The sequence below is a fragment of the Pseudomonas sp. GW704-F2 genome (genome assembly GCF_059423025.1).
This window is the reverse complement of sequence record NZ_JBWKXO010000009.1, coordinates 76,204-101,964: the sequence shown is the minus strand read 5'-3', so window position 1 is coordinate 101,964 and position 25,761 is coordinate 76,204. Positions and strand designations below refer to the sequence as shown.

Below are 25,761 nucleotides of genomic sequence, written 5' to 3'. Positions count from 1 at the left end.
GAGCGTAATGAATCAAGTCAGCCGACGGCGAAACATCCAATAAGCCAGCAACAGCAAAGCGCCGACCCAGAGCAACAAGCAGAGCCAGAGCACCGAAATCGACACCGGTAAATCACTGCTCAATGCCATGAGACCGATGGCATTACCGCTGCCCTCGAAACCAGAGAGATTGATCAGGCGATAGATATCGGTGGGGTTGAGCAGCAGAAGCCACGGTAAGAGGTCCGGGTTGAACCGGCCCTTGCTGAGCACGAGCAACGCCAACAGTGCCAGGTCGAATACCAATACGAAGAGAAACCACACGCCCAATGCCATCCCGGCGGCGCTGGATTTCTCGCTGGCCTTGCTGCTCAAGACATAAGCCAGCGCCACGAAGACCCAACCCAGTAGCGTGGAAGACACCATGAAGCGACCGAACGCCCAGAGCAGCAGCCCCAACTCGACGTCATCGACCAGCAAGGCGATGGCCACTGCGGCGCAACCAAATCCAATCAGGGTGGCCAAGGCCAGAATCAGGCCATGACCGACAAACTTGCCCAACAGGATCTGGCCACGACCCAGCGGGTAGGTCAGCAGCAGCATCAGCGTGCCACCCTCCTCCTCCCCGACAATGGCATCGTAGGCCAGCAGCAGCGCAATCAATGGCATCAGGAACGTCGCCAGGCTGGCGAGGCTGGCAATGGTTGCCGGAATCGAGGTAAAGCCCACTTGCCCGGAGGCCGCCGCGCCAAGCCAGGCGATCCCCACCGCCAGAACGGCGAACAACAGACTGATTGCCAGCAGCCAGCGGTTACGCAGGCCGTCGCTGAACTCCTTGGCGGCGATATTCCAAATCTGCGTCATGAATGAGTGCCTTCAGTGGCGGCGCTTGCATGGCTCATGTAATAGCCGTAAAGGTCCTCAAGGGACGGTTGCAGTATCTCGATGTCCTGCGGTTGATCCTCGTGGAACAACTGGCGCAGTAGATCAACTTTGTAGCCATTGACGGCCATCACCTCGATCCCGTTGCCGCCCACCGCTGTGGCGGTGTGCCCGGCGGCATTCCAGCGCTGCAACCATTGCTCGCGTCGGCAAAGACCACTGGCCCGGATTCGCGCCGGCAAGTCGGCGTCTTCTCGCAGTCTGGACAGACTCCCGATCGCCTGTAAGCAGCCATTGGCCAGGATGGCCGCACGGTTGATATGCACTTCGACACCTGCCAACACATGGGAACAGAGGATGATGCTCGCGCCCTGTTGGCGCAGACGGTCGATCAACAGGTAAAGTTCTTGGGTGGCGATAGGGTCAAGACCCACCGTGGGTTCGTCCAACAGCAACAGGCGAGGTTCACCGAGAACCGCCTGGGCCAGCCCTAGACGCTGGCGCATGCCTTTGGAGTAGGTTTTCACCCGACGGTCTGCGGCGCCGGCAAGACCGACCTGCTCCAGTAGCTCGTCCACTTGTGTCAACGCGGCGCCCTTGAGGCGGGCGAAATAGCGCAGGGTCTCGCGACCACTGAGTTGTGGGTAGAACGTCACGTTTTCCGGCAGGTAACCGAGTTGGCGACGCACGTCGGCTTGTGCGGGTCGGCAGCCCAGTACGTGCACCTGGCCGGCGCTGGCCTTGAGCAGGCCAAGGATCAATTTCATCACCGTGGTCTTGCCCGCACCGTTGTGGCCAAACAAGCCCAGCACCTCGCCTTCGCCCAGACTCAGGGTCAGATCGTGCAGCACGGTCATGCTGCCGTAGCGCTGGCTAACCCCTTCAATGTCGACTGCGTTCATAAGTTCGGCTGCTGTGTCTGGGGCATGGTCGGAAGATTCATCAACGGATAGCTGTCCTTGACCCCTGGCGACTTGGTCACCGGGAAACTTTGCTGCACCCAGCGCAGCAGTTGAATGCTCGGGCTATTCATCAGCAGACGGACCTGCGGGTACAACCAGAGCAGGCGGTCCACATTGTCATTGGGCTCATAGATCACGTCGCCAATCGCATCGTTATTGCGATCCCAGCCCAGGTAATCACTCCAGTAATTGCCGTGACCGTCGGCCGACCACTCCTGCAAGCGGGTGGCAACGTATTTGACCTGCTGCTGGTTGTCGACGAAGGCGTTGTCGGCGATACGGTTGTCTTCGGAGCCTGCGGTGAGGTGAATGCCCACGGCACTGCGCTCGAAGTGGTTGTGTTCGATGACATTGAACAGCGAGTTGTAGATGAACAGCGCCTTGCCTTCGGCACCGCTGACCATACCGCCATCGGCGGAACCACTGCGCACGTCGCTGACGAAGTTGTCGCGCAGCTCGGAATAGGTGATGTAGTTCATGAGGATGCCATAGCCTTCGTCCTGCTCGGAGCGATTGCCAATCACCGTCAGCTTGCGGCTCTGCATCAAGGCATAACCGGTGCGTGTGCGGCGGGTGGTATTGCCCAGCAACTGGTTGTCGTTGGCGTACATGTAGTGCACGCCATAGCGCAGGTCTTCCAAAGTATTGCCCTGCAGCAGGTTGCCATTCGAGGTATCGATGTAGATCCCGTCCCGGGTCTGTCGCACGTGATTACCGATAACCTTGGCGCCGTGCACGGCATACAGATGAATCCCATTGCCGCGGTCTTGGGAGCGAATGCTCGGGTCGCCTTCAATATCGTTGTCAATCAGGCTAACGTCATGCGCCCTATCCACCCATATACCAAATCCCGGCCCGTTCATTGTATTGTTGCGTATCATCGCGCCTGTCGCTTGAGGGCCGATGAAAATCGCAGCGTTCATCGCTGTCATATCGCGCCCCCAGTTAAGCAAAGTACAGCCTTCGACGCGCACATCGGGCGCACTGATAAAAAGCGCGTTCCCAGCACCTTCAGCGTCAAAGACCGCACCTTTATCACAAACTATCTGCATAGATTGCTCAATAGTAAATTGGCCTTTGTATTCTCCTAAAGGAAGTCTCCAGCGGTTGGCGCCCTCTGCATGCATTAACAATTCAGTGATGGGCCGAGGCGACGAATATGCGAGGGACGTTAACATCAATGAAAATAGAGTTAACGCCCATCGCATCTTGAACAAGAGATGCCTAGACACTGCATTTTCCTTCTTGGCAGCGCGGGGGGCCGTTAAACTCGCTCGACTTTCATACGCCCAACCATTTCCATGTGCAGTGCATGACAGAACCAACTGCAGTAGTACCAATGCAGACCGGGCTTGTCAGCAATGAAAGTTATCGACGATGTTTGTTGCGGGCTAATCTCCATACTTACACCATGATTAGTCATGACAAAGCCGTGAGAGACATCCTCAATCTTATCGATATTAGTTATCGTCACAGTAACCTCATCGCCTTGTTTTACGGTAAATTCTTGCATTCCATAGGCAGGGGCCATAGAAGTCATATAGACACGAACTTTCGTGCCCTCTCGGACAACCTTGTTATCAGTCTCCAGTTTAATTCCGTCCTTCGCAGCGATAGCCACGGTTTCTGCAAAAAACGGATCGTTGCGGTCCCAGATCTTTTTAGTCTTGATCTGATCTCGACGGGCCATGACGCAGTCATGTGGTTCAGCGAAGGCCGGGCCGTCGTGCACCAGCTTCATCTCGTCACCGGAAATATCGATCAACTGGTCGTTTTCCGGGTGCAGCGGACCGGTCGACAGAAAGCGATCCTTGGAAAACTTGCTGAGTACCACCAGCCACTGGCCGTCGGCCTCACGGGTTTCGGTCAGCGACGCGTGGTTATGTCCGGGTTGGTACTGCACGTCGAGTTTTTGCTTAATGTAGTTGACCTTCTCTCCCTTGTAGGCGCGGATCGCCTCTTCCATGTTCCATTTCACTACCTGGCTATCGATAAACAAGGTGGTATAGGCGTTACCGCGGCCGTCGAAGGTGGTGTGCAACGGCCCCAGTCCCAGTTCAGGCTCACCGACTACCACGTCCCGTGGGTCTTTGAGCTTGTCATCAAATAAATCGTCGAGCTTGGCAGTTGCAATGATTGTGCATGTAGGCGAGAGCTTGCCGTTGGCGATGAAATATTTGCCGTCAGGCGAGGTATTGAGCCCATGAGGATTTTTCGGCACAGGGATATAGCGGGTAAATTCAGAATCCTTGCCGTCGCTTTTGCGCCCATCCACCACAGGGACCTTAGAACCGTCCAGGGTGATGAACTTGCCGGCCTTGATCGCCGCTTCGATGCGAGGGATGTTGAACACCACCACCCAGTCGCGCTCGTTGCGCATCATACCGCCCAGGTCGTAGGCCTTCTCGGAGTTGTAGCAGGTGCTGGCGGCGTATTTGCCGGTGTAGTCAGCGTCGGTGTTGTCCAGGTTGCCGTCGACGATCACCTGGAAGGCCATCTCCATTTTCTCGGCATCGACAGCGTTGAACATTGTGAAGCTGTTCTTATCCTGCAAGTCGAAGGTGCTACCGTCGTTGGGATGCGGAATAACGAACTCAGCGTTGGCGAACACATACTGAGTATGGGGCACCTTTTGCAGCCGTAGGCCATGGATCGCCTGTACGTTGGGCACAGTAAGCATCTTGTCGCACTTCATAATGTCTAGGCGAATGCGCGCGATCCGGGAGTTGGCCTTGTCATTGATGAACAGGTACTTGCCGTCGTACTTACCGTCAGTCATGGACAAGTGTGGATGGTGGCAATCGCCATTCATGAATCTTGCGCTATCACCCAGTATCCGCTTGCTTTCGTTGGTCAGCCCCCAACCGGTGGCAGAGTCGACGTTGAATACCGGTATGCGTAACAACTCGCGCATCGATGGAACCCCCATGATCCGCACTTCGCCCTGATGGCCGCCGCTCCAGAAACCGTAATACTGGTCCAGTTCACCCGGCGCCACGTGAATTTTCGACTGCGCATCCTTAGCCGCAGCCGCCCAGGATTCGCGGGTGAAGACCACGCTGCCAAGTGCCGATGCACCGGCTAGCGAAGCGCTGGCAAGCGCACTGGTACCGAGAAAACCGCGACGGCTAAGGCCGGGCGATTTAAATTCCTGCGTTGCCTCCTTAGGTTCATGATCAGCATTCGTTTTGTTGTCAGTCATGGTTGCTGCTCCATTGGATGCGGGTGAAAAAACAAGAATCGCAATGTTTCGTCCAGCTTAGATATTCATGGCTTGAATACCTGCACCACCGGAATCAACTCAGTGTGTTCTGGCACCGGCGCCGGTTTGTCCCGCGTCTTGCGCTTATTCTTGAGCACCAACGGCGGGCATTTGTTTTCGTTGTGGTAAGTCATCTGGCAATCCAGACAGTAATGACACTCGTTGACGTTGATATGACCGTCCGGGTGAATCGCCTGGATTTCACATTCCTTGGCGCATAGTTGGCAGGGCGAGCCGCATTCCTTGCGTCGTTTAAGCCAGTCGAACAGACGCAGCTTGCTAGGAATGGCCAATGCAGCGCCCAACGGGCAGACGTAGCGGCAATAGATCTTGCGGGTAAAAATGTTGATGATCAGCAGCCCCCCTGCGTAAGCCACAAACCACCATTGGCGGTCGAACTTTAGGGTGATGGCGGTCTTGAACGGCTCCACCTCAGCAAATTGCTCGGCGGTAGTCATCGACTCAAGCGAGATGCCGAACAGCACTAACAAAACGATGTACTTCACCGCCCATAGGCGCTCATGTAATGCAAAAGGCAGCTCATATTGGGGAATCTTCAGCTTGCGGGAGGCTTCGTTGATCAACTCTTGCAACGCGCCGAAGGGACACAACCAACCACAGAAAACTCCTCTTCCCCACAGCAGAATACTGGCGGCGGTGAACGTCCAAAGAATGAACACAATCGGGTCGGTAAGAAACAATTCCCAACGGAAGTTATCGAACAGAGCATGGGCGAAGGTCAGTACATTAACCACAGAAATCTGCCCCAGTGCATACCAGCCGATGAACACGACGGTGAACATCAGGTAAGCCCGACGCAACCAGTGGAGAAAACGCGGGTACTTGGTGAAGGTATCTTGCAGGAACAAGATAATCATCAATACAGCCAGAGCCGTGCAAAGAACCCCGATCTGAAAGGCTTTCTGATACCAGATATTGACCCATGTCGGTCTATTGGCAACCTCGATAGCCTCCAGCTCTTGAGCGGTGGGTGGCGGACGCAAAAGGTATTGTTCTGGCAATTGGTAAGGCAGTTCGAAGCTGCTGAAGGTACCACCGACAGCGCCGGTCTGGCGACGCACCAGCAATTCCAAGGTCCAGGGCGATCCTGGATCGAACCGGACGGGCTCACGAACAATGAAAATGGACATTTCATTGAACTCGGGCATGCCCGTTGCGAACACGTCGGACAAACGTTGATGGTCCATGTCGCGAAAGCTGATGATGTTGCCGAACTGACGCAATTGCACCCTATCGAAAATTCCTCCTCGCACATAACCGGAGCCCTTGTAGGAATAGAGGCCACGACCTAGCACTACGATGGCGTGCTCACCTGGCTTGAGGTCTTGCATCAAGAAGCGATATTGATTATCGCCCAGCAGGTTTCGACCAATGGCGGGTGGGTTCAGATCGGCGGTGTATAGTTCTATGAAAGTATCGTCTTCCTGTCCGGGCGGAGCATTGTCAACCCCCTCGGCCTCAGTACCCTTGAATGCAGCGTCGACTTGACCGCGGGTTAGGCTTAACCGGCGGATTGCGCCGTTGCCGGTCAGTTGCTCCCAGGTGGCAGGCTTAAAAAAATCTTCACGCACGGCAGCAGGTTTCTGCTTAACGCCGCTGTTGTCCTCGATCAGTTGCAACGACACCGCCACTTTATGTGCCGCACGCATGATGATTTCATTCACCACCATGGCGGTTACTGTGGCTCCGGCGATCCCGTCAACTGTCACCGTCTCTGGATCGCTGGAACGACCCACGACTACCCGTCGATCAGCTTTGATGCCCTTGTATTTATCGTCAAATGCGTGGAGCTTCGCCACTGGAATTCCGATTAACAGAATTGGTTCATGGTGCTCCAATACATATGCATCCAGTATTACGCCTTGAGTGTCAAGAATGACCTGCATATTAATGGGTTTACCCGAATATGCGGGTATATCTACGACATCTTGGCTTTGGAATACGTAACCTTTGATTTTTCCTTCAGACTTTACGACGCGCACCTTAAACTCATCCACCGGCGCGGAAATATCTACATTACCTGCAAACACTTCGCTGATGCGCTGCTGCTCCATCCCACCGTAATCCTTAGCTTGCAAGGTAACAAAACTAATGCATAGCAATATGCACATAAGCACGGCAAAACGACTGAAAAGCAAGACGAATTTGGAGACGAATTTTTTATAATTATCCATGCGACAACGGCGCCATCCAATTTGCATTAAGTATAAAACACGCTTTTCCACCGCACTATTCTACTCTAGTTTTTCTTGACCTTAGACTAGAGACATGAACATTTCAAGTTTGTTGCTTAATAAACAACGCATTATCAGCGCTCCCCTAAAAATATAAAAAAAATATTTACAAAACAATAGGTTACCCACGCAAGATGCGTCATCCGTCAAAGAAGCACCTATAGCCCCCGCGACAGTCACTTTCGTACGACAACACGCGAGTACTCAAAAGCACTAATTCGAACATTTTTTATCGCATTTTTGACTAAGGCGGTAAATAAACCCTTCTTGCGGTTCGTTCCTACAAGCTATTAGCCGCTCAATTGCAGTGCGCAAGAAATTCGTAGATGGACACTATGCCGAAAATAGCGAATCAGACCGATATTCAGACGATTAGGAAATAACTCATTGCCAGTCAAAGCTGACGGATCAAAACCGATGATGTTCGTGGCGAAACCAAACCTGCCCCATGCACGCTAAGCATTTTGTGGCATGGAAGCTAACGACACGCTCACATTCCCGGCGTTTTTCAAGGTAGTTGTCGCGTCACCGTCTAATTATGCAGCTCTTTTCTCAGCTGGCTGCTCCCGGTCTGGGTTCAGCAGCACCGTGCCTATCGGCTCCCAGTTGCGTGTCTGGCCAGGCCAGCGCTCCGGATTTTTCTCCCTCGCCTGCTTGTACACTACATGACGCCGCGCCAGGATCTTTCGGTCCAACCCTTGGTGGCGTTCGGCCGGGGTCACGAATCGGATTCGGCTAAGCCGGCGGTTGTGGCTGGCTAACCTGGACGGCAGAATGCACCTCTCCGGCCCTCCACTCATCCCGATGCATAGATAGGGTTAAGGGAGCACGCGGTGCCATCGGTCAGTGCAATGGCGTAGAGGTGTGAGTCTATGGGCACAAAGTTAGCATTCAGATGTGTTACGGGCGATCGTTCTCAAGCCCGGCGACGGTAGACCGACGGTGTTGGCATAACCCGATTCAGCATTGCTTGAACCCCAGCGCACGACGGCAACATCTTCGGGTGGTGCCGCGCCCCTCTCCCAAGGGCCGAGGATCTGCAGCACATCAACGCTATTACGACGCTCAGGAGGTGTTTTGCGGTTCAACAGCTTGGCATTGCGCTCAAGGCACCGCTGATCGCGGGGATCGATACCCTTCGCGACCAGCGCCCTTGCTATATCACGCAGAGCGCGAGCATCGCCTACCGCTCGCTTATTCAACCGCACTTTGTTTCCACCCCTTCCGCTGCTACGCTCTTGAGTCCTCGATTGGAGCCAAAACGATGCCCAGCGAATATTCACTTTCTGATGTTCTTGAGCGGCTATATCAAAATAAGCTAGCCCTGGAGGCTGCGGTGATGGAACTGACCTTGAAGGTAGAAAACCAAAGTACAACAGATATTGGCGCCAACGTCCGAGGGGCACTTCACACGATCGGCGAGAACGCCGGACACATCAAACAGGCTTGGCTAAGCTGAGAGCCCAGGCACTGATTAGCGGACCCAACGCACCGGCGAGCTTGGCGGTTATCCTGCTCAGCAGGAAGGCTGGACTTGCCGAAGTGTCAGACTTCCCGCGTGTTGCACGGCGACATCGTGAAGATACGGGCCCTCTCAATCTTTCGTTATCAAAAGCGGCGCACCTTGATAATCCTGCCCGAAGCTATCTTATGCTTGGGCTTGGCCACTCGAATAACCTTGTGCTGACCATCGGCCGTTGTATCAACGAGCACGCCATTCATGACTTCCATCACACTGAGTCCGGCCGCCAGCGTATTGATATAGGCCGCATTAATCGTGCCTTTCGCCATCGCTGGAATTTTCTCCTCCAGCCGGCTCACCAGTTCATCACACAACGGTTGGTTGTCATTTATAATGAGAACCACATCCAAGGCCAGCAAGGAGCCAGCCATCGTGTCATTTCTGCGTTCCGGGACAAGTGCCGCCCTTCCTTGGGATGCACGCAAGGCGTTTGGCCGTCGACGCCGCATAAACCTTCTACGGAACCACCGACACCCCACAGAAGCCCGCCCTCCTCAGCAAGTCCTAATGAATGGCGATTTAAGCCATAGAGAGCGGATTCCAGGGACCACTGTTCTGGCATCGACTGTACGTCTTTGAAGCAGGCCTGGCGCTGTGCAGTCTCGCCGCCGTCGTCGTTCTCAAACTGCCTCCGGGAGAGCGGATCAAAATCTTTGAATCGCTGGACTTCGTAACCTTCGCGCTACTTGCTCCGGGGCTGGCATTGATAGCTGCGGTGCTGGCCCAGGGCCGCGTGCAATGGTGGAACAGCCAGCTATGGATGGGGTATGCGCTGCTCGCATCGGTCATTTTGCTGACCGCTGCCTTCATCATCGAGTACAACCGCAAGAACCCATTGCTGCAAACTCGCTGGCTGGGATCATTGGAGACTTTGCGTTTCGCCATGGGCGCAATGATGTTGCGCTTCATCCTCTCAGAACAGAACTTCGGCGCCGTCGGACTACTACAGACACTTGGTATGGGCGCAGACCAACTGCATTCGTTGTATGCAGTCATGCTTGCAGGTTTGCTGGGAGGTATGTGCACCAGCGCTCTGACGTTCAGTCAGAAGGCGGTGATTCCGCAGATCCTGACGTCCATCGTCCTGATAGGCCTGGGTAGCTTCATGGACGCCGACGCAACCAATCTGACGCGTCCACACGATATGTTCCTCAGCCAGGGACTGCTCTCGTTTGCAGCCGGGATGTTCATGGGGCCGCTGATGCTGATTGGCGTAATGAGCGCCTTGAAAAACGGGCCGCAGTACATGGTCAGTTTTGCCGTGCTGTTCTCTCTCACCCAAAGCATAGGTGGGTTGGCGGGCCCCGCTGCTTTCGGCTCTTTCCAGGTGATGCGCGAAAAATTCCATTCGAGCCAGATCAATGGCCATCTCGACCCGACCAATCCTGTGGTGGCTCAGCGGTTGCAGATCCAGAACCAGATCTACAGCGCGACCCAGACCGACCCTGTTCTACGTCAGGCCCAGGGCATCTCGCAACTGAGCCAGGCAGCCAGCCGTGAAGCCAATGTGCTGGCATTCAATGACGTCTTTCGTGTTATCGGCTTGCTGACCATCAGCTTCTTGAGTTGGTCGCTATTCCACACCGTGCGTGCCGCACGGGCGGCAAAGAAGGCCGAACAGCCCAAGCCCGACATTACCCATCCTGTGACTGTGTGACCCTCTTATGACCCGAAATGACAAAGCCGGAAACGGACAGCACAACCCGCAGAATCCAGCGACGCAAGACTCCATCTCGGTGGCAGATACTGGCAGTGCGGCCCAGGACCCGCCAAAAATCATAAAGCCCCGACGGGGTACGGTTTTCATAATGATTGGTGTGGCTTTGGCGGGTATTCTGGCGATTCTTTACGCTTGGCAATTCTGGCCTTTCAACAGCGCCATCACCACCACTGAAAACGCCTATGTCCCGGGACAGATAACGGTCATGGCACCTCAGGTCAACGGTTATGTCGCAAAGGTATTGGTGCGCGACTTCGAGGCTGTGCGTCGAGGCCAGACCCTGTTGCAAATCGATGATCGGATTTATCGCCAGCGAGTCGAGCAAGCACAGGCCGACCTTGACGCCCGGAAGGCAGAACTGGACAACTCTGTGCAAACCCAGGCGTCAGACCAGGCGACACTCACCTCTCGAGGGGCGGAACTCTATTCGGCGCAAGCAGAATATGCCCGTGCGCAGGCCGACGAACTGCGGGTCAACGAGTTGGCCTCTCGTGGGTCGGTCTCTGTACGTGAACGCGACCAGATTCGCGCGACCGCTCGGGCCGCCAGTGCGAACGTCAAAAAAGCGCGAGCCGCCATCAACATTGCAGAAGAGACCGTCAAGTCCACCCGTGTTTCACGAGGGGTGCTCCAGGCGCAGGTCAGAACCGCACAAGCGGCTCTTCATCTGGCTGAGATCGATTTGGACAATACACAGATCAGGGCGCCGCGCGACGGCGTTCTCAGCGAGGTATCGGTGCGTCTTGGCCAATATGTATCGGCGGGCTCGCAACTGCTCTACCTGGTGCCGGAACAACTGTGGGTGATCGCCAATTATAAGGAAACCCAGATTCACCATATGCTAGTGGGCCAACCTGTCAGCCTTGATGTGGACGCACTGGACGGCGCACGTCTGACGGGGCGACTCGAACGTTTGGCCCCAGCCACCGGCTCGGAATTCAGCGTCCTGCGTCCGGACAACGCAACAGGCAACTTTACTAAAGTCGCACAACGTATTCCCGTTCGAATAGTCCTGGATCCAGAGCAACCCTTGTTGCACCGGCTGCGTCCAGGCATGTCGGTGATCACCCATGTCGATACCAGCGACACCTCGAAGCGGAGTTCGGCGCCATGAATATCAAAGCGTATGGTGCCCTGCAGTGGATGTCGTTAGGCGCCGCATTCGGCTTGATTGCTTGCGCCCCGGTCAAAACAGCCTCACCCCAGGAGGCCAAAGTATTTGCCCCGGCGGCCTGGCGCGCACCCATCGGAGTCCCCGCACCGATATCCGGCACGTGGTGGCAAACGTTCGATGAACCAGCGATTAATGACCTGGTTGAGGCTGCTCTGGCCCATAACACTGACATTCTAGAGGCCATATCCAGAGTTGAAGAAGCCCGACAGCAGATCAGGCTGTCCCACTCAGCGCTGTTGCCGACTCTGGACGGTTCGGTCGGCGGACAAACCAATCGCAGTTTGGGGACTACCGGCATCACCCATACGCGGTCCATACAACCGGAGCTGCAGGCGTCTTATGAACTGGACCTCTGGGGCCGCCTGCGCACCTTGGAAAACGCGGCGCAGATGAGTTATCAGGCAAGCCAGTCTGACAGGGATAACATTCGCCTGTCTGTGGCCAGTACCACCGTGCGGGCCTACATTTCACTGGTGTCCCTGGACACCCAGCTAAAGGTTACCCGAGATACCGCACAATCACGCCGTGACGCATTGCGTGTCGCTGAGGATCGAGCAAACGAAGGCTACACCTCGCAACTGGAACTTACCCAGGCGCAGTCTGAGTACGAATCTGCCGCACAGATGATCCCCGAACTTGAGCAGGCTATCCGTCAGCAAGAGAACGCCATTCGTTTATTAACCGGCACGCTGCCGGGCGATCTACACCGGGGACGAGAGCTTCAAACCCTTACACCGCCCACGGTGCCAGGACTCTTGCCCGCGCAATTGCTGCGCAGGCGCCCTGATATACAGCAGGCCGAACAGTTGGTCGCCGCTGCTGACCTGAAGCTGGATGCACGGCGTGACGAATTCCTCCCCCAAGTGCAACTGTCGAGTGGCATAGGACGGCTTTATGTAAATGCCTTGGATTTCGATCCAGTCAAAGTTTGGGATCTGGGGGCGAGCGTCTTGGCACCGATCTATAGCGCTGGTCGACTCGAAGCCCAAGTCGGGGTCGCCACCGCCCAACGCAATCAAGCGGCTTATTCGTACAGGGCCACTGCGCTCAAAGCTTTTGGTGAAGTTGAAAATTCATTATCTGGCGTCAAACGCCTCGAGGAGCAGATAACGCGAGTGCATGCTCGCCGGGTTACCTTGGCTCGCTCACTGGAAATCGCCAGGGATCGTTACCAAGGGGGCTACTCTTCGTACCTTGAAGTACTGGACGCTCAGCGCAATCTGTTTAACACCGAATTGTCAGCCATTCAGATTCGGGAGAACCAGCTTAAGAACGTGATTTCTCTGTATCAGGCGCTTGGAGGGGGATGGGTGCCGGAAAAATGAACAGGGTCCCAGCAATGAACCCCGCGGTCGAACAGGTCCCATCACCATGAAGCAAATCCCCCTCACCTCTTGTCTCATTCTGATACTGACACCCTTCGCCCTAGCAGAACTGACAGTTGTTGAGGGTCTGCCCGGCGACTTCGCTCAAGCCGATCTTCGAGTATTCGATGCTCAGATGAATGGAGGGACACCTAACGGACTTTTCCGTGCCGAGGTCTCCCTGCTATCTGATGAGGCCTGGATGCTACCCATCAGCAGTTCTCGGTTGAGCCCAGGCAAGATCACACCTCGAACCCTGGACATGCCTGGCCTGCCGCCCTTCTTTCTGGTGGGGGACGATCCCAAGTCACTGGCTTGGCTTCAGGAGCGGGGCACAGTCCTGCGCGAGCTGGGTACAGTTGGCCTGGCTGTCGAAGTGGCTGATTTAAAAGCTCTGGCTCGGATTCGCGCAGCCGCTCCCGGGATCACCATTCTCCCGCTCAATGGCAACAGCATCGCAACACGCTTGCAGATCAAGCATTACCCAGTCCTGGTCACTGCCACCTCGCTGGAACAGTGAATCGAGGAAATGGCCTTCGAAACAGAACACCCTGCGAAAGTTTAGATTTTACAGGGGTGACTATCTCATCAAGCGCCCTGCTTTTCTATTGCCTCAAGGTATGCAACCAAGGCGCGTGGCGCCTCGTTTAGAATAAGCAAACTTTTAAAATTATCATTTTCAAATGCTGCGCGACAAAGACCAGCAGGTAACGCCAACATTGCAACCGCATACACTTCACACATTTCGGTACTGACATTAGGAATGCGTAACATAACAACATGACTATAAATTTCTTTGAGCTGTACCTGTAAATCAGAAGCCTGAAGCTGGCCAGCAGAGAAATTCGGGCTGATCATATGCAGAAAATCAGGATTTTTCTCAACATACTCCAGCAATGGAAGCACTAAATGTTTAACTGTATCCGCCGTACTAAATCCAATCCAGGTGGCGGGTTCAATAAGAAGAAGCTCACTGGCAATTTTGCCTAGCGCATCAATATGGCGACGGCCCAATGCGCTCAGGACCTCCTCCTTATCCCTAAAAAAATGATAAAGCGACCCAATGGAAGTACCCGCTTCCTTGGCAATACCATGCATGGTCAGACTGAGCACACCTTTCCCCACCATGAGGCGTGCACAAGCATCCAGAATCATCTCGACACGCTCATGGCCACGCATCTGTTGTGGACGACGTTTGTATCTCGGGGAGGCGGGTGCCTGTGAGTCTGTCATGATCTTCAAAATCGAGAGGGCTTTCCATTATGGCATGGCGTCCAGTCGATCACATCGTCGGCCAGGCAGGCCGCGAACAGGAAGCCTGTGGATCGCTGCGCTCTCAGAGCGTCGAAGGGCTTACTTGCGCATCAGTCATGTCAAACAGAGGGACGCCATTAAGCAAGCCGTATCAATCGCGTATGCGGCCCTTCCGCCAACATAGGCAGAGCGCCACTAGAAACCCGCCTGCTGACATCAGTGCAGCACAGAGAAATATCGCAGCATAGCCAAAACCTGAGGCAACCAGGCCCATCACCGGGCCGGCGATCCCCACTGCAATATCAAAAAATATTGAAAGGGCACTGAGCGCCGAGTTACGGTTCGCGGCCGGAGTGCTCGCCAATGTCTCCACGCCTAGCCCCGGATAGACCCATGACACCCCTATCCCGGTCAACGCCCCGCCGGCAATGGCCAGCGCAGGAGACGGCGCGAGCCATATCAGCAGCATGCCCAAGGTCTGTACAAGCAGGCACCCACCCACCACCTTGTACCCTCTGAATCGCTGCAGTATTCCCGGCGACGACAATCGGGCAACGATAAAACCTGCCCCGAAGCCACTTAGACAGTAGGCGGCGTGATCCCAGCCCAGACTGTCGAAGAACAGTGCGACGAACGCCGTCAGCCCGCCAAACCCCACCGAACTGCAAACCAGGACCAGGCCATTTGGCATGACGGCGAACAGGACTCGATAAAATGCCAGACGGGCGCCTGTCACTAATGGAGCTGACCGCTTGCCCAGAGCCAAAAGCAGGAACATCAGGCCAAGCAACACGGTGCTCAACCCCACACTGGCGATACCCAACGAATTGTGCAGCAGCACACCCAGTGGCGCGCCAACAGCCGTGCCGCCGTAAGCCGCTATTCCGTTCCACGACATGACCTGTGCTGCCCGAGGGGCACCGCATAACCCGATGGCCCAGGTGCAGCAGGGCGTGGAAATCATGGCTGTGGACGCCCCCAACACCAACCTCCCCAGCAGTAATAGTGTCAGGGTCAACCAGGGTTGGGTGTGCAGGAAAATGGCGAGCGCAGTCAGGGTGCCGCTCAACATCAAGCCACTGAACCCACACACCACCGCGTATTTGGCACCCAGGCGATCGGCCACGCCACCAGCCAAGGGGCGGGTCAGGAGCGTCGCCAGGTACTGCGAGCTGATCACCACACCCGCGAAAACCGAGGGCAGGCCCAGGTCATTGAGGACGTAGCCCGGCAACACAGCAAGCGGCAAGCCACTGCATACGTACGAGATAAAGTTGAAGCTGATAATGGACAGAATCATCCAATGGCTACGGGTCGCCTTGTCGCTGCCATGGCTCAAAACACCGATATCACCCATCATTGATCACTTGATTGCATAGCAGCCCACGGCGACGATGTACCCGTTCACCCGCTGCAGAAAAGTCCTCTTGTATTCGTTCTGCCCGGTCATAGGGTTGCGCCACAGATAGGCGATCTCCCCTGTTTCATGGGCGCTCATCTGCTTGAGAATATCCTCGCCAATAGGCTTGCCGTCGGTTGAGCGCAATGACTTGAAGTCGGTGCCGATCAACCGGGGCGAAAAACCGTGAGCGACAAACCGCTGGGTTTTCAGGTCCACCACAAAGGCATAAAGATCATCCCGGGTGAGCTGCTTATCGTGCTGATTAATGAGGCTGAAGGTGGTTTTAGCGTCGTTGGCAACTTGCCCCGAGATTTGGCGCAGCAGTTGTTGTGCCTGTTCCGGGCTCGACCGTGGCATGTAGTAACCCACGGAGATCACCCGATCCTGCACACGCTGATAGAACACCCGTTTGCGCTCGACCTTGGCGTGTTGCCAGTTCCACCAGCGGTATTCGGCGCTATGCACAACGCCGTCATCTGGCTGTGAAATGGCTTGCTGGAATACAGCTTTGAGGTCGTCGTCCAGGAAGCTGACCACCGGTTTGCCGACCAGTGAAACTGAAGGCCCGCCGCTCGCAAGCATTACACCGGAGGTATCTACCACGTAGATGTACAGCTCACCATCGACATAGGCCCCCTGCCGGCTGAACTCGGCTAACGCTGTGTCGCCCTTGGCTTTGTACTCGGCGACAGCTTTTGCCAGCAAGGCTTTGGCACGCTGGGTGTCGGCACCATAGGCATCCGCTGGGGCTTGCTGAGCAACGCCGACTAGAGAGACAAAACACAGGCAAAGCGCAGCGAATGCTCGATAAAGGCCCACTGTCGTTTCCTTTGGTGATCTTTCTGTTTTCACGATGGACTGAGGCCCCCCTTGGGACTGTGTGGTGATGCATTCCGTGATGGTTAATTCAGTCACCCAGGCGAAGATCCACCGTCAAATTATCGATGAGTCGCGTTTTACCGATGCGCGCCGCCACCAGGATCACAAAATGAGTATCAGTGCTTGTCACAGGATTTAAATTCTGGGCATTCCTGACCTCAAAGTACTCCAGCTGAAAACCGGCGTCGCTTATACGTCGACGACATTCCATCAACTGGCCCTCAGCCACCCGACCCTCAACCTGGATAGACGCCGCCATTTGTTGCAGGCATGCATAAAGCACTGGAGCAATGGCACGCTCTCTATCGGTCAGATAACCGTTGCGGGAAGATAACGCCAACCCATCCGGGGCTCGAATGGTCGGAGCAGCGACAATGTCGACTGTCATATTGAGATCCCTGGCCATTGAACGAATGACCGCCAACTGCTGATAGTCCTTCTCCCCGAAAACCGCGACGCTCGGCTGAACGATATTCAGCAATTTGACAACGACCGTAGCCATGCCATCGAAGTGTCCTGGGCGCGCTGCACCGCACAAACCTTCGGAGACGTTCGGCACACTAACAATGGCCTGGTTAAGCATTCCTTCGGGATAGATCTGTTCGACAGCCGGGACAAATAGCGCATCACAGCCAGCGTCGACCAGTTTCTCTCGATCCGCCTCCGGCGTCCGAGGATAGCCGGCCAGATCCTCACTCGCCCCGAACTGGAGTGGATTGACGAAGATACTCGCGACCACATAATCAGCCCGCTGCCTGGCCCAATGAACCAGGGCTATATGACCCTCATGTAAATTGCCCATGGTTGCCACCAGAGCGACTTTCTTGTTTTCACTGCGCGCGCGGGTTACCAACGCGCGAAGTGCACTCACTGTGTCGACCGTCTGCACGCCTAAGCCTCTTTGGCCAACTGTGTATTTATCGCGTCAAGCAACCGAGGGTCATCCGCCGTAACGTCCGGAGCGAAACGCGCAACCACCGCGCCGTGGCGGTCGATCAAAAATTTCTCGAAATTCCACAGCACGTCCGTGGTGTTGGCCGACTCGATGCCATATCCCTTCAACCGCTCACGGAACGGACCGTCACCGATGGCTTCAGGTTGCGAGCCAGTCAGTTGAGTGTAGAGAGGGTGCTGATCCGCGCCGACCACCGAGATTTTCGAGAACAACGGAAAGTGGACGTCATAGTTGACCGAACAGAACTCGACGATTTCCGCGTCGCTCCCCGGCTCCTGTTCCCTGAAGTTATTGGCCGGGAAACCCAACACCTCAAACCCCTGGTCTTTTTTACTTTGGTACAGCTTTTCCAACCCCTCGTATTGCGGGGTCAGGCCGCATTTTGAAGCGACGTTGACCACCAGCAGAACTTTGCCCTGGTAGTCGCCCAGGCGGCTGGCACTGCCATCGTTTTTTTTCAAAGGAATGTCATAAAGGGAGTTATTCATCTGATTGCCTCCTGCGGCAGTACTTCAAAGGGTACGGCCGATAATTTCTTTCATGATTTCCGAGGTGCCGCCGTAGATCCGAGCAACGCGAGCATCTACCCAGGCACGGCTGATCTTGTATTCGCTCATGAAGCCATAACCACCGTGCAATTGCAGGAACTCGTCGAGCAGCTTGCCCTGCATTTCCGACCCCAGTAGCTTGGCCATCGCGGCGATTTCAGGCGTCAACTCACCGCGCATCACCTTGGTCAGGCAGTCGTCAACGAACACCCGCAACATGGTGGCCTGGGCCTTGGCTTCAGCGAGTTTGAAACGGGTGTTCTGGAAGTCGAGCACCGGTTTGCCGAAGACCTTGCGCTCACGGGTATAACCAATGGTTTCCTCCAGCAGCGTGTCGATCGATTGCGCGGCACGGATCGCGATAATCAGGCGCTCCCAGGCCAGTTGATGGGTCAGGTATTTGAACCCCATGCCCTCCTCGCCCAAACGATTGCCGACAGGCACCCGGACTTCATCAAAAAACAGTTCGGCGGTGTCTTGCCCTTTCAGGCCGATCTTTTCCAGCAGGCGTCCCTTGGCGAAGCCGGCACGGTCTTCTTCGACGCAGATCAAGGTCAACTCTTTGGCCGCGGGGTCAATCTTGGTGGCAGTGACCACCAGGCCAGCATTCCCACCGTTGGTGATAAAGGTCTTCTGGCCACTGACAATGTAGTCGTCACCGTCGCGCCGCGCCGAGGTGCGCATGGCCCTCAGGTCACTGCCGATCCCCGGTTCGCTCATGGCGATCACGCCAATCAATTCACCACTGACCATACGCGGCAGCCATTGCTGCTTCTGCTCTTCGCTGCCGTAGGCCACGATATAAGGCGTTACGATTTCCGAGTGGGTGGTGAAACCCACGGCAGTGGCGTTGGCTCGCGCCAGCTCTTCGATCATCACCGCCGAATGACCGAAGTCACCTCCGGGGCCGCCATATTCTTCTGGCACCGTGGAGCACAGCAATCCGTTCTCGCCGGCCTTGAGCCAAACCTCCTTGGGAACGATGCCGTTCTTTTCCCACTCATGCAGGTAAGGCACGATTTCGCGGTCGACGAAGCGGCGGGCCTGATCACGGAACATGTTGTGGTCTTCTCGAAATACGCCACGCATTTTGCTTACTCCAGATCGATTCTTGTTGTGGGCAATGGGTGATCAGCGGTCCTGATAATCGGGATCGCGCTTGTCGACAAAAGCCGCCACCGCCTCTTGATGGTCTTCGGTGTGATGCGCCAGCGCCTGATACGCCGCGGACAATTCCAGCAGCGAATCCAGGCGCATATGTTGGCCTTCACGCAGCAGGCGCTTGCACAGGCGCAACGCATGCCCCGGATTACTGGCGATTCGTCGCGCCAGCGCCTGAGCTTCCGTCTGGAGCGTTTCGTGCGTGCAGACTTGCTCCACCAGGCCCCATTCCAGCGCCTTTGCGGCATCGATGGCATCGCCGGTAAACGCCATGAGACTGGCTTTGGGAATGCCGATGATGCGCGGCAACAGCCAGGCACCGCCGTCCCCGGGAACAATGCCCAGGCGCACGAAACTCTCGGCGAAGATCGCCTTGGGCGCCGCCAGGCGGATGTCGCACATGCACGCCAGATCGAGACCCGCGCCAATCGCCGGGCCGTTTACCGCCGCGATGACTGGAATATCCAGCTCGTAAATCGCCAGGGGAATGCGTTGAATGCCATCGCGGTAGGTATTGCGCAACTCATAGGGCGAACCGGCGAAGATACCGCCACGCTCGTGCATATCCTTGACGTTACCGCCGGCACAGAACGCGCTGCCATTGCCCGTGAGCACCATCACCCGCGCCGACTTGTCGCGCCGCAGTTCCGCACACAGGTCGACAAACTCCTGAATCTGCTCGGGCGTCGTCAGCGCATTGCGGGTATCGGGATGGTTCATGCGCACAGTGACGATGCCGTCCTCGCGCTCGATCTGAAGAAAGTTGCTCATGCCGGGTTACTCGCAGGGCAGATTAAGGATTGCTGGCCGTGGCTGGTCAGCAACGGCCAGTATCCATCGCTGCCTCCCTGGCATATTTGAGCGCCGAAACGTTGACTCCAAACGCTGGCCGATCCGAATTCGCTGCGCCACGCCCACAACCGCCGCGTGAGCAAATGCAGGGGGTACTCCTCGGTAAACCCGATAGCCCCATGCACGGAATGCGCAATGCCGGCGCCAACACTGGCCGCTTCTGCCGTGCTGATTTTCGCGGCAGCAATGGTCAGCGCGGCCAGGCCCCAACGGGACTCTGCAAAGGCGGCCTCGGCGGCAATGCCGGCGGCAGCAGCCTGTTCGGCGAATACCGCCAATTGCTGTTGAATGGCCTGGAACGAACCAATGGCCTTCCCGAACTGTTTGCGTTCGCCGGCGTAGTTGGCGGTCATGTCCAATAGCGCGTGCAAAGCCCCGGCGGTCTGCGCCGCACGCAGCATCGCACCGCCCAGTTCCAGGACATCGGCGTCGAGCCCGGCGGGTAGCGGCGCTTGCGCCAGTACCTGGGCACTGGTGAACCCCAGGTCATCCCGTGGCTCGCCCGCCACATTCAAGCTCGGCGTGAGTTCGCTGGCAGCACTGCGCTCAAGCAACACCACATGTGGGACACCGGTTACGCTATTGGCAATCGCTACCAGCGCTTCGACATTGCGCCCCCAAGGGACCGAATAGGCAGCGCCATGAACGCGCTCGCCATCGAGCACCAGATCAGCGCTGGCCGCCATGCTCAGGGCGCCTGCCCTGCCCTCCAGGCCGGCCTTGCTCAGTAGCCAGTTGGCGAGCAGGGCCTCACCCAATGGCGCGGGCACCGAAAAGCGCCCGGCGGCACGGACCAGCACATACATATCGGCCCAACTGGCTTCAGCACCTCCCAGCGCTTCGGTGACACCCGCCTGGGTAAAGCCCGACTCGTCCAGCGCGGCCCATAATTCGGCCGGCCATTCGCCGCCTTCACAACCCATCACATAAGCCGGCGTCGCCACATCGGCAAACAGGCGTTCAATCGTCGTTTCAAATATCTCGCGCATTATCGCAACCCCAACCCGCGGGCAATGATGCCGCGTAGAATTTCGCGCGTGCCCCCGCGCAGTGAGAATGAGGGCGCCATCTGAGTCAGGTAGGCCAGCACCCGTGCATGTTCGCTGCCGCCGTCTTGCCGTGGTTCGGTTTCCAGTAACAGCTGGGCAACCTCGGGAATTTCCTGCTCAAAGGCATTGCCCAAGTCCTTCACGCAGGAAGCCGCCCAGGCCGGATGCTCACCCGCTGCCAGCTGTGCCGTGACCGACAACGACATATTGCGCAGTGTCAGCAACTTGGCCGAAAGCCGCCCGATCTCCCGCGCCTGTAGCGCATTGGGTGTCTTACCCACCGCGTCAATCAGCGTTTTCAACAAGGCCATGCAACTGAGGAACCGCTCAGGGCCGCTGCGCTCGAAGGCCAGTTCAGCGGTGACCTGGTCCCACCCTTTGCCTTCAGTGCCGATCAAGGCGTCGGCGGGCAGCCGCACATTGTCGAAAAACACTTCGTTGAAGTGCTCGCCACCGGCCAGGTCGCGAATCGGTCGGATGGTGATGCCGGGCAGGCTCAGATCGACGATGAATTGCGACATGCCCTCATGCCTGGCGGCCTGTTTCTCACCGGTACGCACCAGGGCAATCATGTAGTGCGAATGGTGGGCGTTGGTGGTCCAGACCTTCTGGCCATTGACCAGCCAATCATCGCCCTCACGCACCGCAGTGCTTTTGATCGACGCCAGGTCCGAACCGGAATTGGGCTCGCTCATGCCAATGCAGAAGTAGCTTTCACCCCGGCAAATGGCCGGCAGGTAATGCTGTTTTTGCTGCTCGGTGCCGAAACGATTGATCAGCGGCCCGCTTTGCCGGTCGGCGATCCAATGAGCCGATACCGGCGCACCGGCAGCCAGCAACTCTTCGATAATCACATAGCGGGCAAACGGGCTCGCCTGTGCACCGCCGTAGGCGTTGGGCAAGGCCATGCCGACCCAGCCCCTGGCGCCGAGTTTCTTGCTGAACTCGGCGTCGAACCCCATCCAGGACCGCGCACTCAGGGTGGGAGGATAATCGGCCAGCGTGTCGTGAATGAACGCTCGCACCTCTGGGCGAAGCGCTTCCGCCTCGGGAGGAATACTGCTGTAGGAAAATTGACTGATGGCCATATGCGCTCTCTCACGCTCAACACAGGCGCAATCGCTTCGAACGAAGCGACCACAGAACGGCAACCGCTCCACAGCCGCCATTGGCCGGCGACTGTGGGAGCAGCGACAACTTACAACGCGGTTTGCGCGTCAGCCTGGGCGAACATCGCATTGATGTCGCCGGAGGTGACCGGCTTGTTGTCATGGCGACCATGATCGGCGCCGCCCAGGCCCAGGGCAGGCTCGATGCTGACGTGCGTGGCCTGAGCCCGTAGCGCGCCGACCGTGCAGTTTTCCCGGCCATGGATGGAGAACGGATCGAAGGAAAACTCACGCATGGCATTCAAGTGAGTGACCTTGTCGATCATCTCCTTGGGCAGGTGCTGCAACCCTTCCCAGGCGGTTTCCGGCGAGTTTGGCCAGGTGCAGTCGGAGTGCGGGTAATCGCTTTCCCAGGTGACCATCTCGGCGTTCAAGTAATCGAGGTTTTTCAGGCCGAAATTATCTTCGATGAAGCACGTGATGAAGTGCTTGTTGAAAATGTCACTGGGCATTTTTCCGTCGAAATTGGAGTTGGTCCAGGCGTTGTGATGACGGTGGGTGAAGTCAGCCCGCTCCAGCAGGTAAGGAATCCAACCGATACCGCCTTCGGAAAGCGCCATGCGCAGGTCCGGGAATTTTTTCCACATGGGCGCCCAGATCCAGTCGGCGGCGGAGTTGGCGATGGAAATCGGCATGGAGGTAATCCAGGCATCGATGGGTGACAAATCCGATGCGTGGTTGGCTTTTACGCCGGTACCGATGTGACAGCAGATCACCACCTTGTTATCGCTGCAGGCCTTCCACAACGGGTCCCAGTAATCGCTGTGAATCGACGGGTAACCGTGAATGGCCGGGTTATCCGACAGCGATAGCGCGTGCACCCCCTGCTTGGCCAGGCGCTCGACCTCGGCGGCAGCGGCCTTCATGTCCCACCACGGCACGATCATCAGCGGGATGAAACGGCCTGGCGCTGCATTGCACCAGTCATGCAAATGCCAGTCGTTGTAAGCCTGGATGGCCGCCATCGACACGTCACGGTCAGCGTGCACCTGGAAACGTTGCCCGGCAAAACCCGGGAAGGTAGGAAAGCACAATGAACCGAGCACGCCGTTGGCGTTCATATCGTCGACGCGGTCCTTGATACTCCAGGTGCCACGACGCATCTGCTCGTAGCCCAGCGGCTCCATGCCGTATTCCTCTTTGGGTCGGCCGACCACGGAGTTGAGGCCCATGTAGCCAGTGGCCTGCTCCTCGAACACCCAAACATCGCGATCGCCTTTCTTGATCACATGCGGCTCGCGCCCCTTGAAACGGGCAGGCATGTGACGAGCAAAGGCATTTGGCGGCTCGATCGCGTGGTCATCGACACTGACGAGAATCAGATCTTCAACTTTCATTGTTTTCCCCTTCGCATTCGGGCTTGTTGTTGTGCCTGAATCATAGTGCACATCTTGATTTAATTAAACACATTTTTTATTTGTGTTCATATTAAATCAGACCCAAGCGCCCATCAGTCCCACTGCACATGCAGGTAGTGCGGGCCGCGCAGCTGCGCGCCGACGATTTGCGGGCCGGGTTTGCTCGGGTCGAGGCGAATGTTGGGCATGAGGTCGAGGATGGCATTCAGCGCACAGTTGATCTCGGTTTTGGCAACGAACTGACCGATACACATGTGCGGACCGAAGCCGAAGCCGAACGAGGGTTTGGGTTTTCGGTCGATGTCGAATTGATCGGCATTTTCGAACGCCTCTTCATCGCGGTTGGCGGAAGTGACAATGCATTGCACCATCGCCCCCTTAGGGATGGGCACGCCACGAATCTCCAGGTCTTTAGCGGCCTGACGCACCTTGAAAGTAGCCACCGGTTCAAAGCGCACCGCTTCATCGATGGCCTTGTTCACGAGGCTGCGGTCATTGCGCACCCGCTCCAGTACGTCCGGATTTTGCAGAAGCAAGGACATCAAGGTGCCGAAGGTTCGGGTTGTGGTTTCACTGGCAGCCGGAAGCAGCGAACGCACAAAGGTGGCAATCTCATGATCGTCCAGGGAGCGACCCTGGTATTCGGCGTTAATCAGCCGGCTGATCAGATCATCGCCCGATGCCCCGCTTGCGCGACGCTCGGCCACGACTACTTTCACCACATCATACAAGGACTGCGCCGCTTGCATGGCGGCGCCCCGGGCAGCCGCGGCTTTTTCCGGGTCGACTTGCGGACCCGCCAGAATGGCCAGGGCCCAGGCAGCGTATTGCTCGATCTGCTCGGGACGGTCCTCGGGGAAGCCGATCAACGAGTAAATTACCCGGATGGGGAAATACAGCGCGAAATCCATCAGGTCCGCGCCTTTGGCCTGCACCATCGGCTTGAGGTATTCCTCGCGAATCACCCGGTCGATCTTGGTTTCTTTCCAGCGATTCACCGTCTCCGGCATGAAGACCGGCTGCAACAGGTTACGGATGTTCTTGTGGGCATCCCCGTCCATTGCCGTGAGGATCAAGCCATCGAAAAACGCACCCAGCCCTTCCGCGATGAAACCACTCGTGAAGGTGCCGGCGTCACGCATGACAGCCATGACATCGTCGTACTTGAACAATGTGAAGGTCGGTCGACTGGCATCCAGCCCGGCAATCGAGGGCACGCCCAGCCGGGCCATGAAATTGTCTTGCAGCACCGGCGAGTTGGCGCGCATGTCGCGGTAGACCGCGTGCAAGTCGATATCGCTGGTGCCGCGATAATTACTGGCTACGTCAGTAAAAACCTTGACCAGGTCACTCTGTGCGGGTGTGGACATGATCGTCTCCGTAATTTTTGTCATTATTTTTCAAGAAAGCTCGCTTAAGGCCATACTTTACGGCCAATCATAGGCCTTGCCCGAACACTATTGGACACTTATTAAAAAATAGATCATATATACCTCGACATCGAAGGTATCAATAGGCCTGCTGCACCAGGGTCATACGACCTCCAGCCAACATCAGCGCGCAATACAGCCCAAGCTCTACCACTTGGGCCGTGGAGAAGAAGTCCCCAAGCTGGAGGAAATCGGTGTCGTCAATTGCCAGGTAGTCGCCGGCAAACAACTCGGCATAACGCAGCGCAGCGCGCTCGGCTGGCGTGAAGGACGCGCTGTCCGTTGCCATGCACGCAATATCTTCCTCAGTGACCGCATCGGACTTACGCGCCAGTTGGCAGGCCTTGCAGGTGGTGATGCTGGCAATCTTCAGCCGCACCAGCTCGCGCAAGCGCTCATCGAGCACACTGTCGTTGTGCAAGCTCTCCATCAAGCCCAGCCAAGCCAGCGCTACCGCCGGTCGATGCGCCCAGACCTGAACCGGCGTCGTGGAACTGAGCATGCGGCTGTACCGACCACGCTCGACTGCGTCCTGCAACGCAACCGGCATGGCCTCCAGCGAAACCAGCGGTAGGCGCGCCATC

Annotated in this window: 23 protein-coding genes and 1 pseudogene; 5 read left to right on the top strand and 19 right to left on the bottom strand. The window is 56.6% G+C overall.

The features are described 5' to 3' along the window. Nucleotides 1-12: 12 nt before the first annotated feature. From AC07W0_RS10300 to AC07W0_RS10275, 6 genes and pseudogenes are all read right to left on the bottom strand, one after another. The gene (locus AC07W0_RS10300; protein ID WP_014338850.1) at nucleotides 13-843 is read right to left on the bottom strand and encodes an ABC transporter permease; all 831 of its coding nucleotides are present in this window, start codon (nucleotides 841-843) and stop codon (nucleotides 13-15) included. Beyond that, nucleotides 840-1,763, bottom strand: coding sequence for an ABC transporter ATP-binding protein (locus AC07W0_RS10295; RefSeq protein ID WP_014338849.1), 924 nt, complete (start codon nucleotides 1,761-1,763; stop codon nucleotides 840-842). Before AC07W0_RS10295 ends, AC07W0_RS10300 begins: the two co-directional genes overlap by 4 nt. Then, on the bottom strand, nucleotides 1,760-3,031 hold the full coding sequence (locus AC07W0_RS10290; RefSeq protein WP_102617442.1) for a nitrous oxide reductase family maturation protein NosD: 1,272 nt from the start codon (nucleotides 3,029-3,031) through the stop codon (nucleotides 1,760-1,762). Before AC07W0_RS10290 ends, AC07W0_RS10295 begins: the two co-directional genes overlap by 4 nt. 56 nt (nucleotides 3,032-3,087) lie before the next feature. Next, on the bottom strand, nucleotides 3,088-5,025 hold the full coding sequence (nosZ, locus tag AC07W0_RS10285; RefSeq protein WP_013692874.1) for a TAT-dependent nitrous-oxide reductase: 1,938 nt from the start codon (nucleotides 5,023-5,025) through the stop codon (nucleotides 3,088-3,090). Nucleotides 5,026-5,090: 65 nt separating this feature from the next. Continuing rightward, the gene (gene nosR, locus AC07W0_RS10280; RefSeq protein WP_371918414.1) at nucleotides 5,091-7,217 is read right to left on the bottom strand and encodes a transcriptional regulator NosR; all 2,127 of its coding nucleotides are present in this window, start codon (nucleotides 7,215-7,217) and stop codon (nucleotides 5,091-5,093) included. Between the two features lie 659 nt (nucleotides 7,218-7,876). Beyond that, nucleotides 7,877-8,083 (bottom strand): annotated as a pseudogene (locus AC07W0_RS10275) (IS3 family transposase); the annotation flags it as partial. Between the two features lie 521 nt (nucleotides 8,084-8,604). Between AC07W0_RS10275 and AC07W0_RS10270 the strand changes: the two are divergent. Beyond that, nucleotides 8,605-8,799 (top strand): hypothetical protein, encoded by a 195-nt coding sequence (locus tag AC07W0_RS10270; RefSeq protein WP_013692859.1) that lies wholly within the window; start codon nucleotides 8,605-8,607, stop codon nucleotides 8,797-8,799. Nucleotides 8,800-8,948: 149 nt separating this feature from the next. Here AC07W0_RS10270 and AC07W0_RS10265 read toward each other — a convergent pair whose 3' ends face one another. Then, the gene (locus tag AC07W0_RS10265) at nucleotides 8,949-9,233 is read right to left on the bottom strand and encodes a hypothetical protein (RefSeq protein ID WP_013692858.1); all 285 of its coding nucleotides are present in this window, start codon (nucleotides 9,231-9,233) and stop codon (nucleotides 8,949-8,951) included. Between the two features lie 332 nt (nucleotides 9,234-9,565). Between AC07W0_RS10265 and AC07W0_RS10260 the strand changes: the two genes are divergently transcribed. From AC07W0_RS10260 to AC07W0_RS10245, 4 genes are read left to right on the top strand one after another with little or no spacing between them, the layout of a single operon-like run. Further along, the gene (locus tag AC07W0_RS10260) at nucleotides 9,566-10,519 is read left to right on the top strand and encodes an MFS transporter (protein WP_177429286.1); all 954 of its coding nucleotides are present in this window, start codon (nucleotides 9,566-9,568) and stop codon (nucleotides 10,517-10,519) included. 7 nt (nucleotides 10,520-10,526) lie between these two features. Continuing rightward, nucleotides 10,527-11,696, top strand: a complete 1,170-nt coding sequence (locus tag AC07W0_RS10255; protein WP_256580820.1) for an HlyD family secretion protein — start codon at nucleotides 10,527-10,529, stop codon at nucleotides 11,694-11,696. After that, complete coding sequence (locus AC07W0_RS10250) at nucleotides 11,693-13,081, top strand: efflux transporter outer membrane subunit (protein ID WP_102617430.1); 1,389 nt, start codon at nucleotides 11,693-11,695, stop codon at nucleotides 13,079-13,081. The genes AC07W0_RS10255 and AC07W0_RS10250 overlap by 4 nt, the downstream gene beginning before the upstream one ends. Before the next feature lie 46 nt (nucleotides 13,082-13,127). Then, nucleotides 13,128-13,640: an integrating conjugative element protein gene (locus AC07W0_RS10245; RefSeq protein WP_102617431.1), complete on the top strand. Its 513-nt coding sequence runs from the start codon at nucleotides 13,128-13,130 to the stop codon at nucleotides 13,638-13,640. A gap of 68 nt (nucleotides 13,641-13,708) precedes the next feature. Here AC07W0_RS10245 and AC07W0_RS10240 read toward each other — a convergent pair whose 3' ends face one another. The 12 genes from AC07W0_RS10240 to AC07W0_RS10185 all read right to left on the bottom strand — a co-directional run bounded on the left by AC07W0_RS10240 (nucleotide 13,709) and on the right by AC07W0_RS10185 (nucleotide 25,760). After that, nucleotides 13,709-14,275 carry a TetR/AcrR family transcriptional regulator gene (locus AC07W0_RS10240; RefSeq protein WP_232925609.1) on the bottom strand — a complete coding sequence of 189 codons (567 nt, stop codon included), beginning with the start codon at nucleotides 14,273-14,275 and terminating at the stop codon, nucleotides 13,709-13,711. Between the two features lie 250 nt (nucleotides 14,276-14,525). Then, nucleotides 14,526-15,731 carry an MFS transporter gene (locus tag AC07W0_RS10235; protein WP_014338839.1) on the bottom strand — a complete coding sequence of 402 codons (1,206 nt, stop codon included), beginning with the start codon at nucleotides 15,729-15,731 and terminating at the stop codon, nucleotides 14,526-14,528. 6 nt (nucleotides 15,732-15,737) lie between these two features. Further along, a complete protein-coding gene (locus AC07W0_RS10230; RefSeq protein WP_014338838.1) occupies nucleotides 15,738-16,595 on the bottom strand; it encodes a cache domain-containing protein in 858 nt (285 codons plus the stop codon). Between the two features lie 88 nt (nucleotides 16,596-16,683). After that, nucleotides 16,684-17,544, bottom strand: coding sequence for a pantoate--beta-alanine ligase (gene panC, locus AC07W0_RS10225; protein WP_102617432.1), 861 nt, complete (start codon nucleotides 17,542-17,544; stop codon nucleotides 16,684-16,686). A gap of 2 nt (nucleotides 17,545-17,546) precedes the next feature. Then, entirely contained in the window at nucleotides 17,547-18,098 is a 552-nt protein-coding gene (locus AC07W0_RS10220) for a glutathione peroxidase (RefSeq protein ID WP_014338836.1), read from the bottom strand. A 24-nt stretch (nucleotides 18,099-18,122) separates the two neighbouring features. Next, nucleotides 18,123-19,247 (bottom strand): acyl-CoA dehydrogenase family protein, encoded by a 1,125-nt coding sequence (locus tag AC07W0_RS10215; RefSeq protein ID WP_014338835.1) that lies wholly within the window; start codon nucleotides 19,245-19,247, stop codon nucleotides 18,123-18,125. A gap of 42 nt (nucleotides 19,248-19,289) precedes the next feature. After that, entirely contained in the window at nucleotides 19,290-20,090 is an 801-nt protein-coding gene (locus tag AC07W0_RS10210; protein ID WP_014338834.1) for a crotonase/enoyl-CoA hydratase family protein, read from the bottom strand. Beyond that, nucleotides 20,087-21,160, bottom strand: coding sequence for an acyl-CoA dehydrogenase family protein (locus AC07W0_RS10205; RefSeq protein ID WP_014338833.1), 1,074 nt, complete (start codon nucleotides 21,158-21,160; stop codon nucleotides 20,087-20,089). The genes AC07W0_RS10210 and AC07W0_RS10205 overlap by 4 nt, the downstream gene beginning before the upstream one ends. Beyond that, nucleotides 21,160-22,308 (bottom strand): acyl-CoA dehydrogenase family protein, encoded by a 1,149-nt coding sequence (locus tag AC07W0_RS10200; RefSeq protein WP_034114487.1) that lies wholly within the window; start codon nucleotides 22,306-22,308, stop codon nucleotides 21,160-21,162. Before AC07W0_RS10200 ends, AC07W0_RS10205 begins: the two co-directional genes overlap by 1 nt. Before the next feature lie 110 nt (nucleotides 22,309-22,418). After that, nucleotides 22,419-23,726 (bottom strand): amidohydrolase family protein, encoded by a 1,308-nt coding sequence (locus AC07W0_RS10195; protein ID WP_014338831.1) that lies wholly within the window; start codon nucleotides 23,724-23,726, stop codon nucleotides 22,419-22,421. Nucleotides 23,727-23,839: 113 nt separating this feature from the next. Beyond that, complete coding sequence (locus AC07W0_RS10190; protein ID WP_014338830.1) at nucleotides 23,840-25,117, bottom strand: cytochrome P450; 1,278 nt, start codon at nucleotides 25,115-25,117, stop codon at nucleotides 23,840-23,842. 139 nt (nucleotides 25,118-25,256) lie between these two features. Beyond that, the gene (locus tag AC07W0_RS10185; protein WP_014338829.1) at nucleotides 25,257-25,760 is read right to left on the bottom strand and encodes a carboxymuconolactone decarboxylase family protein; all 504 of its coding nucleotides are present in this window, start codon (nucleotides 25,758-25,760) and stop codon (nucleotides 25,257-25,259) included. Nucleotide 25,761: the final 1 nt, after the last annotated feature.